At 48.3% G+C, this 14015-nt stretch carries 12 protein-coding genes; 8 read left to right on the top strand and 4 right to left on the bottom strand.

From position 1 onward, the window contains the following. Positions 1 to 14 precede the first annotated feature (14 nt). From glgX to KTH89_RS01190, 8 genes are all read left to right on the top strand, one after another. On the top strand, positions 15 to 2126 hold the full coding sequence (gene glgX / locus KTH89_RS01225) for a glycogen debranching protein GlgX (protein WP_238720314.1): 2112 nt from the start codon (positions 15 to 17) through the stop codon (positions 2124 to 2126). 207 nt (positions 2127 to 2333) lie between these two features. After that, on the top strand, positions 2334 to 3656 hold the full coding sequence (locus tag KTH89_RS01220; RefSeq protein ID WP_238720313.1) for an MFS transporter: 1323 nt from the start codon (positions 2334 to 2336) through the stop codon (positions 3654 to 3656). A gap of 32 nt (positions 3657 to 3688) precedes the next feature. Beyond that, positions 3689 to 3958: an acylphosphatase gene (locus KTH89_RS01215; RefSeq protein ID WP_158346732.1), complete on the top strand. Its 270-nt coding sequence runs from the start codon at positions 3689 to 3691 to the stop codon at positions 3956 to 3958. A 153-nt stretch (positions 3959 to 4111) separates the two neighbouring features. Further along, positions 4112 to 4957, top strand: coding sequence for a glutamate 5-kinase (gene proB / locus KTH89_RS01210; RefSeq protein ID WP_158346813.1), 846 nt, complete (start codon positions 4112 to 4114; stop codon positions 4955 to 4957). 11 nt (positions 4958 to 4968) lie between these two features. Beyond that, positions 4969 to 5190 (top strand): DUF896 domain-containing protein, encoded by a 222-nt coding sequence (locus tag KTH89_RS01205; RefSeq protein WP_158346730.1) that lies wholly within the window; start codon positions 4969 to 4971, stop codon positions 5188 to 5190. Next, complete coding sequence (locus KTH89_RS01200) at positions 5168 to 5812, top strand: 5-formyltetrahydrofolate cyclo-ligase (RefSeq protein ID WP_238720312.1); 645 nt, start codon at positions 5168 to 5170, stop codon at positions 5810 to 5812. The genes KTH89_RS01205 and KTH89_RS01200 overlap by 23 nt, the downstream gene beginning before the upstream one ends. Before the next feature lie 17 nt (positions 5813 to 5829). Continuing rightward, positions 5830 to 7074, top strand: a complete 1245-nt coding sequence (locus tag KTH89_RS01195) for a glutamate-5-semialdehyde dehydrogenase (protein WP_158346726.1) — start codon at positions 5830 to 5832, stop codon at positions 7072 to 7074. Positions 7075 to 7187: 113 nt separating this feature from the next. After that, positions 7188 to 8105, top strand: coding sequence for a M14 family zinc carboxypeptidase (locus KTH89_RS01190; RefSeq protein ID WP_238720311.1), 918 nt, complete (start codon positions 7188 to 7190; stop codon positions 8103 to 8105). Positions 8106 to 8437: 332 nt separating this feature from the next. Here the strand turns inward: KTH89_RS01190 and KTH89_RS01185 are convergent, their stop codons facing one another. The 4 genes from KTH89_RS01185 to KTH89_RS01170 all read right to left on the bottom strand — a co-directional run bounded on the left by KTH89_RS01185 (position 8438) and on the right by KTH89_RS01170 (position 13432). Further along, positions 8438 to 10039 carry a hypothetical protein gene (locus KTH89_RS01185; protein WP_238720310.1) on the bottom strand — a complete coding sequence of 534 codons (1602 nt, stop codon included), beginning with the start codon at positions 10037 to 10039 and terminating at the stop codon, positions 8438 to 8440. 199 nt (positions 10040 to 10238) lie between these two features. Beyond that, positions 10239 to 11084: a carbohydrate ABC transporter permease gene (locus tag KTH89_RS01180; protein WP_238720309.1), complete on the bottom strand. Its 846-nt coding sequence runs from the start codon at positions 11082 to 11084 to the stop codon at positions 10239 to 10241. A gap of 16 nt (positions 11085 to 11100) precedes the next feature. Next, positions 11101 to 11982, bottom strand: a complete 882-nt coding sequence (locus KTH89_RS01175) for a carbohydrate ABC transporter permease (protein WP_238720308.1) — start codon at positions 11980 to 11982, stop codon at positions 11101 to 11103. Positions 11983 to 12085: 103 nt separating this feature from the next. Continuing rightward, a complete protein-coding gene (locus KTH89_RS01170) occupies positions 12086 to 13432 on the bottom strand; it encodes an ABC transporter substrate-binding protein (RefSeq protein ID WP_238720307.1) in 1347 nt (448 codons plus the stop codon). Positions 13433 to 14015 lie beyond the last annotated feature (583 nt).

Raw genomic sequence — 14015 nt, 5'->3', positions numbered from 1 at the left:
GTGCGGAGGAACTGATGAATAAGAGCCGGAGCCAGGCGGAGGACACATCCGCCATTATGGTGAACGGATACCGGGTGCGGCCGGGCATGTATCTGACCAACGGAGCAACCGTTACTTTAGGAGGCGTCTGCTTTACGATCCATTCCCGCGGGGCGGTCTCCTGCGAGCTGGTTTTGTTTCACCCGGAGGAAGAGGAACCCTATGCGGTTATCCCGTATCCGGAATGCTTCCGGATCGGGAATGTGTATTCCATGATCGTCTACGGCATCGATCCGGATCAGACGGAATACGCCTACCGTCTGGACGGTCCGTATCAGCCGGAAAAGGGGCTGCTTTTTGATAAAACCAAGCTGATTCTGGACCCTTACGCCAGACTGGTGGCGGGACAGCATATCTGGGGCAGGTGGGAGCCTTACGATCAGCGGAAGGCTTTCCGCGGGAAAATTGTCCACAATTCTTTTGACTGGGGGGAAAATGACCAGCCCAATCTGGATTTTAAAGATTTGGTCATCTATGAGCTTCATGTCCGCGGTTTTACGAAACATCCGTCGTCGGGAGTAAAAAATCCCGGCACATTTGAAGGAATCCGGGAGAAGATCGGATATTTCAAGGAGCTGGGGATCAACGCGGTGGAGCTGATGCCGATCTTTGAGTTTGACGAATGCCGGGACGACCGTATGGTAAATGGAGAAAGGCTGCTGGATTACTGGGGATATAACACGGTCTGTTATTTCGCTCCCAACTCCAGCTATGCCTGCGCGAAGAATTATAACGGCGTGGACGATGAGCTCAAAACCCTGATCCGGGAGCTGCACGAGAATGGAATAGAAGTGATCCTGGACGTGGTATTTAACCATACGGCGGAGGGCAATGAAAACGGCCCTTATATCTCGTTCAAGGGGCTGGATAACAATATTTATTATCTTCTGACCCCCGAAGGGTATTATTATAATTTCAGCGGCTGCGGCAATACCCTGAACTGCAATAATCCGATCGTGAACGACCTGATCATCCAATGCCTGCGCTACTGGGTGACCGCTTACCGGATCGACGGCTTCCGCTTTGACCTGGCGTCTATCCTTGGCAGAAATGAGGACGGTTCCCCCATGAGCAAGCCGCCGCTTCTGGAGCGGCTGGCCTATGATCCGATCTTAGGGAGCGTCAAGCTGATCGCGGAGGCGTGGGATGCAGGCGGGCTCTATCAGGTGGGCAGCTTCCCTTCCTGGGGCCGGTGGTCGGAATGGAACGGAAAATACAGGGATGACCTGCGGCGGTTCCTGAAGGGCGACGCAGGGCTTCGGGACGCGGTGGCCCAGCGGATCATCGGTTCCCCGGATCTGTACGATCCGGTTTACCGAGGCGATGACGCATCCGTGAACTTTTTGACCTGCCACGATGGATTTACGCTGGCGGATCTGTATTCTTATAATCAGAAGCACAACGAGGCCAACGGCTGGAACAATACGGACGGGGATAACAACGGCAACAGCTGGAACTGCGGGGTAGAGGGGGATACCGATGACAGCGCGGTGCTGGCGCTTCGAAGAAAGCTCATCAAAAATGCGGCCACGGTTTTACTGTGCAGCATGGGAACGCCGATGCTTCTCTCCGGAGATGAATTTGGCAACAGCCAGCAGGGCAATAATAACGCCTACTGTCAGGACAATGCCATATCCTGGCTGGACTGGACAGATCTTGAGAAACATACGGACATCTACCGGTATTTCTCGAATATGATCGCTTTTCGCAAGGCGCATCCGATCCTCAGAGATCAGAGCGGGCCGGCTGCCTGCGGCTTCCCGCCGACCAGCTTTCACGGGACTTCCCCCTGGGATCTGAATAATTCCGAAGAGGAGCGGGTGCTCGGCGTCCTGTTCGCCGGACGGGATGAGCAGGATAGGAAGGATGACATCCTGTATCTGGGAATGAATATGCACTGGGAAGCGCATGAAGTAAAACTTCCGCAGCTGCCGGACGGTCTGTCCTTTAGAGTGGTTGCGGATACGGCAAAGGGTCCGGGTGAGGACTTTATAGAAAAACCATCGTTCAGGACAGTTGTGGCCGGGCAGTCCGTTTTATTGGAACCCAGAAGCATCCTGCTGCTGGAAGGAGCCGCAAGTTCCTGATTTATATACTATAATGGGAATAACGCAATAATGGGAATAACGCAGAAAAAATGCGAAACAGGAGGGAAAAGAAAAGATGAAACTGGTAATTGTAAAAGCTCCATGCAGGGCTTAACCGGGCAATATTGCATGGAGCGATATAAATAACGTCCGGGCAGGCTTTGCATTCTTAATGAAGTTACTATAAAAAATTAAGGAGCAATAGCCATGAAAGGACAAAAATCAAATAAACAGGAAACAGGATTAACCAACTTTATTATATTATGGATCAGTCAGAGCATCTCGGAGCTGGGCAGCGCCATGACCAGCTATGCGCTGGTACTGTGGGCTTACCAGCAGAAAGGAACCGCTATGAGCACGGCTTCCATGGCGTTCTTTTCGTATCTGCCCTACGTGCTGATCAGCTTCGCCGCGGGCACGCTGGCGGACAGATGGAAGAAAAAAAACATCATGCTGGTCTGCGACACCATAGCGGCCGCGGGAAGCGGCACGATTCTCCTGCTGCTGTGTACCGGCAGCCTGCAGCTGTGGCATCTGTATCTGATCAATCTGCTGATCGGATGCATGAATGCGTTTCAGCAGCCGGCTTCCATGGTAGCGGTGACACTGCTGACACCGAAAAAATACTATTCCAATGTAAGCGGCATGCAGGCGCTGTCCGCATCCTGCGTCTCCATCCTGCAGCCGGCTTTGGCAACGGCAGTGATGGCCTTTGGCGGGCTTCGGGCGGTTCTGGCGGTGGATCTGATTTCATTTGCCGCGGCATTTTTAACACTGGCCTTCCTGATCCCCATACCGGAGATCCGCACGGCGGCAAAAGCAGAGAAAGAGGGATTCTGGCAGAACAGTATGGAGGGCATCCGTTATTTAAGGCAGCGCCGGGGGATCTGGAAAATGATTCTGTTCTTCGCCCTGGTCAATCTGCTGGCTTCCATGGGAGGAAATGCCCTGATGCCGGCCTTAATCCTATCCAGAACCTCGAACAATACCAAAATCCTGGGGACCGTATCGGCCTGCCTTGGTTTCGGTACACTGTGCGGCGGTCTTCTGGCTACCTTTGCAAAGCTGCGGGGCAGCAGGAGAAAAACGATCTTTTTGTCCTGCGGACTTTCCTTCTTTGCGTGCGACGTGCTGTGGGCGGTCGGCAGAACCCAAACCATATGGGCGTTTGCGGCCTTTTTGGGAAATTTCCCGCTGCCCTTGCTGAACGCCGGCATGTCAAGCGTAATGCGGGAACAGATACCGGTGGACATGCAGGGCCGGATATTTTCCACACAGGCGACCTTCCAGTTTTTCACGATACCGGCAGGCTATCTGCTGGGGGGAATTCTGGCGGATTATATATTCGAACCGTGGATGGCGGTTGCTTCCCCGATGCAATCTCTGACGGCGCTTTTGGTGGGCAGCGGGAAAGGTTCCGGTATCGCGCTTATCTTCCTGATCACGGGAATCATAGGATTCTGCATCAACATGGCGGCCTTAAAAGACCGGGATTACCTGGAGTTAGACCGGCGACCGGAAGAATCATAAGTATACGGCAAGAAAAAAGGAGGCGCGTGCCGATGATACGAAAGCATCTATATGTGATGGGAAGGGTACAGGGAGTGGGGTTTCGTTTCTTCGCCCAGCGGCAGGCCGCCGCCTTTCACCTGAGCGGCTATGTACAAAACCTGGACAACGGAATGGTGGAACTGGAAATCCAGGGAGAGCCGGAAGATATCGAGAAATTCCTGCTGGCAGTCAGCCGGGGCACCACCTGGATCCAGCCCGAGCGGATCTGGCAGGAGGACATGCCGGTGACGCCTGAGAGCGGGTTCTATAGAAAAGGATAATAGGGGACGCAGATAACCGTAGATCGGAATGCTCCGGGAGTTAAGCATCTGTTAAAAAAATCTTCTCAGGGCTTGCAGGATCGGGTTTTTAAGGTTATGATGAAAAATACAGAAAAAGTCAGCAGTGACTAAAAAGATATGAGGGATATAACGGTGAACTACAGAGAACAATTAAAGGACAGACAACGGATCGTAATTAAAATAGGGACTTCTTCCTTAACCCATCCCACGACCGGCAATCTGAATCTGATCAAACTGGAAAAACTGATCCGGGAACTGGTGGATCTTAGAAATCAGGGCAAGGATATTATACTGGTCTCTTCCGGAGCCATCGCGGTGGGAAAGAAAGCGGCGGGCTTAAAGGAGCGGCCGGACCGGATCGCACAGAAGCAGGCCTGCGCGGCTATCGGGCAGTGCCGGCTGATGATGACTTATCAAAAGCTGTTCGGCGAGTATAATCAGATCGCCGCGCAGATCCTGATGACAAAGAATACGATGCTGGAGGAAGCTACCCGGGTGAACGCCCACAATACGTTCCAGGAATTGCTGAGCATGGGCGTGATACCGATCGTCAATGAAAATGACACGGTTTCTACCTATGAGATGCAGTTTGGCGATAACGATACGCTTTCAGCCATCGTGGCTGCTCTGGTGGAGGCGGATCTCTTAATCCTGCTTTCCGATATCGACGGCCTCTTTACGGACGATCCCCATAAGACCAGCAAGGCTACCTTTATCGATCTGGTGGATCATATGGATGAACGGCTGATGCAGATGGGCAAGGCGTCCACCGGCACGAATGTGGGAACCGGCGGTATGGCCACCAAGCTGACCGCGGCCAGGATCGCGACGGAGTCCGGAGCGGATATGGTGATTGCCAACGGCAAGGATGTCCACGTAATACATAGAATTATGGAAGGAAAGCAATTCGGCACGTTGTTCGTAGCCCACAGAAAAGAGGAATTTACGATCGCGGACTATGTGGAGGCCGGTTACTAGGTGATGATAATATGGATGAGGCAAAGATAACCAGAATTAACGAGCTTTACCGAAAGTCAAAGGCGGAAGGGCTTACCCAGAAGGAGTTAAAGGAGCAGGCGGCGCTTCGCCAGGAATATCTGGAAGCGGTCCGCGGTAACCTGCGGGGGCAGCTGAATAATATTTCGATCCAGGAAAAGGACGGCTCGATCACGAATCTGGGTGAGAAGTATGGCAGAAAAAAAGGAAATTAGACATGCGGTCTTAAAGAGAAGGGAACAGATGCCGGCGGAGGATTGGCGCCGGTTCAGCGACCGCATCTGCAAGTCGGTGATGGAATTAGAACCTTATAAGCAGGCGGACTGTCTGCTGCTGTACGTAAACTTTGGCAGGGAAGTGGATATGGCGCCCCTGTTCCGGGATGCGTGGCGGAAGGGAAAATCCACGGCGGCGCCCAAGGTTCTGGGGGATGGACGCATGGAGTTTTATGAGATACGGGATTTCCGGGAACTGAAGCCGGGCTTTCAGGGTATCCTGGAGCCGGTGGAAGGCACGGCTGTACTGACGGAGAATAGGGCTTCGGAAGAAAAAGGGGCTTCGGCAGAAAATGCGGCTTTGACAGGAAATACGGCATTTCCGGTGGAAAATGTGTTTATGGTTATGCCCGGGGTGGCTTTTGATCCCTATGGCAGCCGGATCGGGTATGGGAAGGGATTATATGACCGTTATCTGGCGTTACATCCCGGGCTTTTGACGGCGGCGGTCGGCTTTGAATGTCAGATCGTCCCACAGATACCGGCGGGACCTTATGATAAGAAGCCGGATTGGCTGATCACCGAAGCCAGGTCGATACATTGCGGCAGTTCATTCATGTAGAAAAAGGAGGAATCCATATGAGTTTAAAGGAAATCGGGCAAAGGGCCAGAGCCGCGGAACCGGTCTTACGCACCCTGTCGATCGATCAGAAAAACCAGGTGCTTCAGGCGGTGGCGGCGGCATTGACCGCGCAGCAGCAGAAGATTTTGGAGGCCAATGAAGCGGATGTGGAACAGGCAAAAGCGGCCGGCATGAAGGCCGGGCTTGTGGATCGTCTGCAGCTTACAAAAGACCGGATCGCGGGAATGGCGGAGGGCCTTTTGCAGCTGGTGAACCTGGAGGACCCCATCGGAGAAGTGATTTCCATGAAACAGCGGCCCAACGGGCTGTTAATCGGGCAGAAACGGGTTCCGCTGGGGGTAATCGGCATTATCTACGAATCCAGACCCAATGTGACCGCCGATGCGTTCGGTCTGTGCTTTAAGACCGGAAATGTGGTGATTTTGAGGGGAGGTAGCGACGCGATCCATTCCAATACGGCCATCGTTGCCTGCATCCGGGAGGCGTTGGAGGACAAAGGCGTGCCGGGGGATGCGATCCAGCTGATCGGGGACACCAGCAGGGAGACAGCGGCAGCCTTTATGAAACTGAATCAGTATGTGGATGTGCTGATCCCCAGAGGCGGCGCGGGGCTGATCCGGACTGTCGTGGAGCAGAGCACGATTCCCGTGATCCAGACCGGTACGGGAAACTGTCATATCTATGTGGATGAATCTGCCGATCTTGAGATGGCGGTAAATATCATTAACAATGCGAAAACCCAGCGGATCGGTGTCTGCAATGCATGTGAATCTCTGGTGGTGCATGAGGCTGTGGTGGATTCTTTCATGCCGATGTTAAAAAAGAAATTGTCTGAAAAGAACGTGGAGATACGTGCGGATGAGAGGGCGCGCCAAGCCGAGCCTGGTCTGGCCTGTGCGTCCGAGGAGGACTACGGGACAGAATATCTGGACTATATCATCAGTGTGAAGACCGTTGCCGGAATCGATGAGGCGATTGCTCACATCAACAAGTATAATACGAAGCATTCCGAGGCGATTATCACGAGAGATTACCACAATGCCCAGAAATTTTTAAATGAGATCGACGCGGCGGCTGTCTATGTCAACGCATCTACCCGGTTTACCGACGGATTTGAGTTCGGTTACGGAGCGGAGATCGGGATCAGCACCCAGAAACTGCACGCCAGAGGGCCGATGGGCTTACAGGCGCTGACCACCACGAAGTTTATTATATACGGTGACGGACAGATCCGGGAATAAGGTTTTATTTTAACACAGGTTAATTATTTAAGCATAAGTTGGAATCCTCCCACATATAATGTTTTGAAGGCCAAGCCTTACAAAACAAACGATATGTTCGGGAGGGTTCTTATTTGGTACAGTTGAATAAAACTTATACTTATGAAGAAATGATGGAACGGCTGAATGATCTGGGCAGGAATTACCGGTCGCTGATTCAGATCCAGGTGATCGGACATAGCCATGATGAACGAAAAATTCCGATGATCCGGCTTGGCAATGGAGAGAAGACGCTGATCTGCACTGCCGGGGTTCATGGCAGAGAGACCATTAACCCGGTTCTGATGGTTAAGATGATTGAAGAATACTGTGAAGCATATGAAAAACGGATGAAGATCGGGGAATACGACGTGTTTGACCTGCTGAACGGTTATGAAATCAGTTTTATTCCATTGCTGAACCCGGATGGCTATGAGATCGCGCTGCGCGGTTTTGAACAGATACGCAATCCAATTCTCAGGCAGGCGGCAAAGATGATGAATATTCCCCATGAGGATTGGAAATATAACGCCCGGGGAGTGGATATCAACCGGAACTTTCCTTCCCGCTATTACGTGCAGCAGCGTCCGAACGAGATGCCGCTCAGTGAGGCGGAAAGCCGTTTGCTGGTGACCGTATTTCAGACGGCTCCGTCGATTGGCTACCTGGATTTTCATTCCAGGGGGAAGATCATCTATTATTACCGGGGAGCAATGTCGGGGCTGTATAACCAGAGACAGCGCCGGATCGCGAAACGGCTGTCCCATATATCGAAGTATTCCATGGGCAAAAAGGAAGAGGAGATGCTGACCAGTTTAAGCGGCGGCAACACGGTTCATTATTATTCCGAATATATCGGCAAACCGGCGATTACGGTGGAGACGGTGGAGGAAGAAGCGGGGTTTCCGTTAGATATCCGCTACCAGGAGGAGGCCTGGGAGGAAATACATACCATACCGCTTGAGATTCTTCGGATTGAAAAATCAGAATCCAGAAGGAAGTTGGTGTATTAAATAGTATGCTCTTGGCTGCCGCTAAGTAGAATTGAAAAGCCTGGTGATTCAGAGGCTCTTGCCCGTCGGACGTGAAGTTTTGCTTTTATTGATTTCGTGGAAGTGCCTGAGAATAACACTGGAGCAGCCAGAAAAAGAAAGTCAAGCGGATAATCTTTTGCAGGATGTGCATAAGAGAATTATGCAGGAAAAAGAGACAGCAGACAACCCCTGCCTAGATTGAGGGCAGGGGAGTTGAACAGTTGAAGCTGATTTTTTTACATTGTACCATCGAAACTCATTGTGATGATCAGGTTAATTATTTTATGATTCAGAGGTTAATGAGATTACATTTACTTATTTTCAGGGAAAAAGCTTAATTTGGCGCCTCCGGTTTGTGCAGCGATCACTTTATCACCCTGCATTTTGTAGGATAGCCTGGTGCCGTGAAAATTTTCCGTCAAGATTGTTTCTGTGAACGGTAAGTGGATGTTTACTTTCTCAAGAGTGTCTCCTATAATATAAAGCCAATGTTTGTCCATATAATAATCAGCTCCGCGTACCTGGATCTGACACCGGTCTATATGCTCGGGAAGCAGAAGGCGGATATTAACTGGCCTGTGATAGATGATCGTTGCAATTCCACCGTTCCCATAGGGATCCTCCAGTTGAAAATCATCCCCTCGGTAATTATATAGGAGCTGGATACTTGTGAGTCGATCTTCTTTCAGCACACGGTGTCTCCAGGCCTCACAAAGGGCGCTGGTAACACCTCCCACAACATCCCAGTTAAAACCTACATGATCATTTGGGTATCCAAATGGAAGCGGAAAGCCAAAGGCTCCTTTTATTCGGGTGACCAGATCACAGTAATCTTCTTTGGATAATCCACTTTGCCGCCAGCACTCATTATTTTCCGGGGCTAAAAAGGAGAGATCCATGAGTTGGGAGGGCAGCAGGTGATTCATAAGAATCCGTTCAGACCGTCGGTAGTAATCTGGAAATCCTGCCTGACCAAGGATCAGGCAGATTTCCAGCAGATCCGCAGTGTTGTTACTTTCGCCGATCAGATCCGAACGCCGGTCATTCTCAACACACCATCCAAAATCCGATGAGATTGAAGGGAGGCTGTTAATCATGTTATCTTGAATTATAAGAAGCAGATCTGTGTCTCCTGTAACCCTTGCCAGTTGAGCCAACGATGAAAACATGGAGGTGGTAGAGTGAGTATGACATCCAAATGTGGTACTTTGATATCCTGTCTTCGTGCAAAAGAGATGTTTTAAACAGGCATCCTTGAGTCGAATGGCCTGGTCTAAGGCCTTCGGATAGCCCGTTGCCTCATAGAATTTTACCAGTGGGCCAATATATCGGCCGAAGGTCAACGGAAAAGCCAAAGGAGGTTCCCCTTTTGTACTGGCGCAACAGATTGGCGTAAATCCGGTCTGTGTTTTGTATTTTTCAGTGAGAAAACAAAAATGTTCAAAATCAAAATAGAGGTCCACCCCGTTAATGAGTCGGCAGGCAAGACGGTAAGCTTTAGAGTCGTTACGGAACCGGTACAGTGCGGTAAGGGCATGCATGACTTCACGCAAATTGTGCAGGTCCACGTATGGTTTTGGGTTCATAGTATCCAGTGATAAACAAAGAGGAAAGATGCTTTTATCACTGACTGAACGGTAAACCCACATTTGCAAAATTTCTATTTTATCTTCTTCCAAATGAATGCCGACAGCATCTTCTGCGTGAAGAAGTGCGTTTAGCCAACGTCCAGGTACATGGGACATGCTGAAACTTTCATGATGCCCGTTGCCGATCTTTGCTTCACCAATCATCAGATTGTGGAAGAATGGGAGCATTTCCTTTGCAGGATCAAAAAATGTCTGCATAGGCTGTACAGCCTGGCGTATAGCCCATTCTAAATTTCTTTGATTTACAGTTAATGTTTGTTTCATTACAGTTCTCCTTCGTTTAGTAAAATCATACCTCGCAAGATACCACAGGCTCTACCTAGTTGATTGGGTAGCCCTAGTGAAACATGATTGGCCTTTGGAATCCGCCGAAGTCACATCAAGACTCGCGAATGGTGTCTCGCTACGCCTTGCCATGCGGGTGTTCCATCCGTTAAGCTATCCATCCTTTTTCTAGGCGCACTTATCCTTTAACAGCACCGCTTACAGTCAAAGCTTTTTCTACTTGTTCGCTGCAACATAAATACAGAATTACCGTGGGAATACTTGCGATAACCAGACAGGCCCCCATGGCGCCCCAATCCGTACTGTGTTCACCGACAAAAGAGGTAAGTCCCACGGGCAGGGTTTTGAGTTTCTGATCTGTGGCCAGAATAGATGCCAGTGTATATTCATTCCAGATACTCATAGTGGCAAAGATTATAGCAGTAGAGATTGCAGGTTTTACCAACGGAATCATGATCTCCAGGAATGTACGGAACACACCGGAACCATCGATAAAAGCAGATTCTTCCAGTTCTTGAGGCAATGAGGAAAAAGAACTGCTTAAGACCATGCAGGCAAAGGCCAGATTGAAGGCTATATATGGTATGATCAGTGCCAGATACGTGTTGGATATGTGCATATTCTTTACCAGTATAGACAGGGGAACGATAATAACCTGTATGGGGATAAATAATCCCAGAGACAGGTAAAAAGAAACAGTATTTTTTAGTTTCCAGTGCATTCTTGATATTGCGTAGGAGAAGGGAAGAGCCAAAATGAGAATGGCCATTACAGAGAAAAGGGTGATAACCATACTGTTTTTAAAAAAACCTACGATATCAAATAGTTGTACTGCCCGACGGTAATTGTCAAATTGGGGGGCAAGTGGAATGCCAAAAGGATTCGTATAGAATATTTCATCATTTGTCTTGAGTGAATAAAAGAGCAGATATAAAAGTGGGTAGATTGATATCACACTAAATAAGATGAGAAGTACAATAGTAAAATAATTTTTTTTCCTTCGAAATATAAACAGTTTTTTCACAGATGCTTCCCCCTGATTAGTAAGTTATAGACTCGGATCTCATAAATTTGTTAATTAGAAATGTAGCGGTCAGACATTGTAAGATCAGCATAGCTGCAACCGCACAGCCATATCCGTACTCACCGATAGTAAATGCTGAGCGAAAGGTCATATAGGTGAGTGTATGGCTGGATGTACCTGGACCTCCCTTGGTCAGTATCTGCATGTATGAATATGCATTAATGCCTCCAGTAATAGCCATAATCAGACATATTCGGTAAGTATCTTTAATCAGGGGAATAAGTACCTTTGTATTGATTTGAAAACGGTTTGCACCATCGATCATGGCAGCCTCCTGATATTGATCGGGAACCGATTTCAGCCCTGCGAATATGATAGAAAACTGATAGCCCATACCATGCCAAACACTTACAAAAGCCACAGCAAGCAATGAACAGCGTGTATCGGAAAGCCAATCCTGTTGCCAATCAAGACCAAAGGTCTCGAATAATTTGTTAATCATTCCGAATTCAGGATTATAGATGGAACTAAAAAGTTGACAGGCAACGGTAACGGACAGGACTGCCGGGATAAAGTAAGCATTTCGAAAAAAACGGCGGAAAGGGATGGCTGGATTCATTAGAGCCAAAGCCAGCAGTGTGGAGATACCGATCTGGAATATAACAAGAACGATAGCGAACAGAACTCCATTTTTGGATGCCTGGTAAAAAAGTGGGTCTCGCAGAAGCTCAGCATAGTTTTTAAATCCACTGAAAATGGGCTTCGTCAATCCGTCCCAGTCATAAAAACTCTTCTGAATCGTCTGGATAATTGGAAAAAATACAATCAGGCTAAATACGAATAACACCGGCAGCGTAAAGGCTGCAATAGCTTTTTTATTGCCTAACATTTTATTCATCTGGTTAACCTCCTGGTGGATTATAGACATAACAGGGTACTGTAAGAGCATTACGTACCGGATAAAGGAAAATGCGTCCACAGTACCCCAAAGGGATTAATACTTACTGCCCTCCTGCCTTTTCTACCAATGCGTCGACCGCTTTTATAAAATCTTCTTCCGATTCTCCAACAATAAATTTTTGCAGCTCTTCTGGAAAGGCTGTGCCGAATTCCCGATTAGAAATCATCTCTACATTTTTGCTGGTAAACTTCATCTCTGAAAGCTGCTTCCCCATTTTTTTACTCATGTCCGGCAGTTCCACTTCCGGAATCAGATTTTCAGTATTGAAGGGCGCGTTTACCAGTCCATTTTTTACATAATCATATTCTGCCTGAGCTTTAGCGAAGAGAGCTGCCACGTCCATTGCCAGTTCAGGATCTGCTGTATTGGCCGCTACTCCATATCCCTCCGCATTTCCGCCTCCGGCAAAGCAACCGTTGTTGTCCGTGTAATCTGCGTCATTAGTGGGGTAGCTATCGAAATAATCCACATTATCGTCCATTTGTTTGTTGATATCGGTGATACACCAGCCTCCATTCTGGAACATGGCGGCTTTTCCGCTGCTGAATAGGGCGAATGCCGTATCAAAATCCGCGTTGGTCACTCCCTGCTGGAAGATCCCGGCATCAATTGCCTGTTTCATCTTGTGAATTGCTTTCTTATAACCTTCATCGGATGCCTTTGCGGTTCCCTCAGATAAAGCTTTTAGACCGCCTGGTGCTTCCTTCATGGCAAATGCATCAAAAAAAGTGCCGGAAACCCAGGGCTCTTTCGCAAACAAAGCCATCGGGATAATATCATTATCACGGAACGTCTGGATCGCAGTCAGCAGTTCATCGAAGTTTTCAGGGACTTTCACATTATATTGATCAAACAAATCCTTATTGTAATACCAGAGGTACGGCTGTACGCCGTTTACGGGAAACTGGTAGATATGGCCGTCCGATGAATAGAGGCAGTTATCAATGGCGGACTGGCTTAGTCCAGAGGTATAATCATTTTTTTCTATGTAGTCATCCAGGGTCAGGATACTTCCACTCTTTGCCAATGGCAGAATGGAGCCATCATTTAAAAACAGGATGTCCGGTAGATCACCGGTAGCGGCACGAGCTTTGATTGACTGGCCGCCGTCCTGCTGGTAAGGATCGATTTCAAAACTGACATTTGGATATTTTTCTTGTACTTTTTCAGTACAATATTCCACACGCTTGTTGGTATCGCCGGAATCATAATGGGTATATAGTTTCAGCACAATATATTCATCGCTCCCGGAATCCTTTGCGGTTTCTGGCTGCGCAGATTCTGATACTTTTGCTGTATCCACGTTCTGAACGCTGCCGGAGCATGCTGTCAAACAAAACAGAAAGACTGTTGTAAGGGCTACGCATAAAAAGCTTCTTTTTCGCATGATTTTCCTCCTGATTTTGAGCCTGTTGGCTTTTAAATATAAAATAGCTGGTTCGTAAATATAAGGAATTCCCGACCGATATCGATATCAGAGTTATGAAAGATCTTGTGATATCTTCCAAACTGCATTGATTATAACATTACCCGGACTTTGATAAAATGGAAGGATCCGGCATTAAAATGGAAAAATAAGGCCCCATACCACAGACAACGTCAATCAGTTAAGGCAAATATCAACGGATGATTCCAAATCCGAAACATCCAAAAACAGATTTTATAAATTTTGGAAGTTTTTATTAGACCTAATAGACCAATATGAAATCGGTCCATTTTGCATTCTATTTTCAGTCTTTTTATGCTATTCATAGAAAGCTCACTGCTAAGTTCGTCGGACTTTTCTTGGAGCATTTCGCCCTTCTTTGACAGGAAGAACATTCTTTTGGATGAGAGCTTCCATTACGGGCGGAGGGGCTTTTTTATTTCTTCTGCCGGAAAAATTTCAAAGGGATTTATTTGTAAGGCAACGGTATAAGTCCGGATGGCTTTTACTTCTTTTCCCGCCTTTTCCAACACATGAGCAAAAA

It is taken from the genome of Diplocloster agilis, assembly GCF_019042275.1.
In the GTDB taxonomy this organism is placed as follows: Bacteria; Bacillota; Clostridia; order Lachnospirales; family Lachnospiraceae; genus Diplocloster; species Diplocloster agilis.
The sequence above is the reverse complement of the archived record's forward strand: the minus strand, read 5'-3'. Positions and strand labels throughout refer to the sequence as shown.

What these genes read in the sequence shown, in the direction of transcription:
- glgX (WP_238720314.1), top strand. Translation starts at nt 15, where the DNA reads ATGAATAAGAGCCGGAGCCAGGCGGAGGACACATCCGCCATTATGGTG.
- KTH89_RS01220 (WP_238720313.1), top strand. Translation starts at nt 2,334, where the DNA reads ATGAAAGGACAAAAATCAAATAAACAGGAAACAGGATTAACCAACTTT.
- KTH89_RS01215 (WP_158346732.1), top strand. Translation starts at nt 3,689, where the DNA reads ATGATACGAAAGCATCTATATGTGATGGGAAGGGTACAGGGAGTGGGG.
- KTH89_RS01205 (WP_158346730.1), top strand. Translation starts at nt 4,969, where the DNA reads ATGGATGAGGCAAAGATAACCAGAATTAACGAGCTTTACCGAAAGTCA.
- KTH89_RS01200 (WP_238720312.1), top strand. Translation starts at nt 5,168, where the DNA reads ATGGCAGAAAAAAAGGAAATTAGACATGCGGTCTTAAAGAGAAGGGAA.
- KTH89_RS01195 (WP_158346726.1), top strand. Translation starts at nt 5,830, where the DNA reads ATGAGTTTAAAGGAAATCGGGCAAAGGGCCAGAGCCGCGGAACCGGTC.
- KTH89_RS01185 (WP_238720310.1), bottom strand. Translation starts at nt 10,039, where the DNA reads ATGAAACAAACATTAACTGTAAATCAAAGAAATTTAGAATGGGCTATA.
- KTH89_RS01175 (WP_238720308.1), bottom strand. Translation starts at nt 11,982, where the DNA reads ATGAATAAAATGTTAGGCAATAAAAAAGCTATTGCAGCCTTTACGCTG.
- KTH89_RS01170 (WP_238720307.1), bottom strand. Translation starts at nt 13,432, where the DNA reads ATGCGAAAAAGAAGCTTTTTATGCGTAGCCCTTACAACAGTCTTTCTG.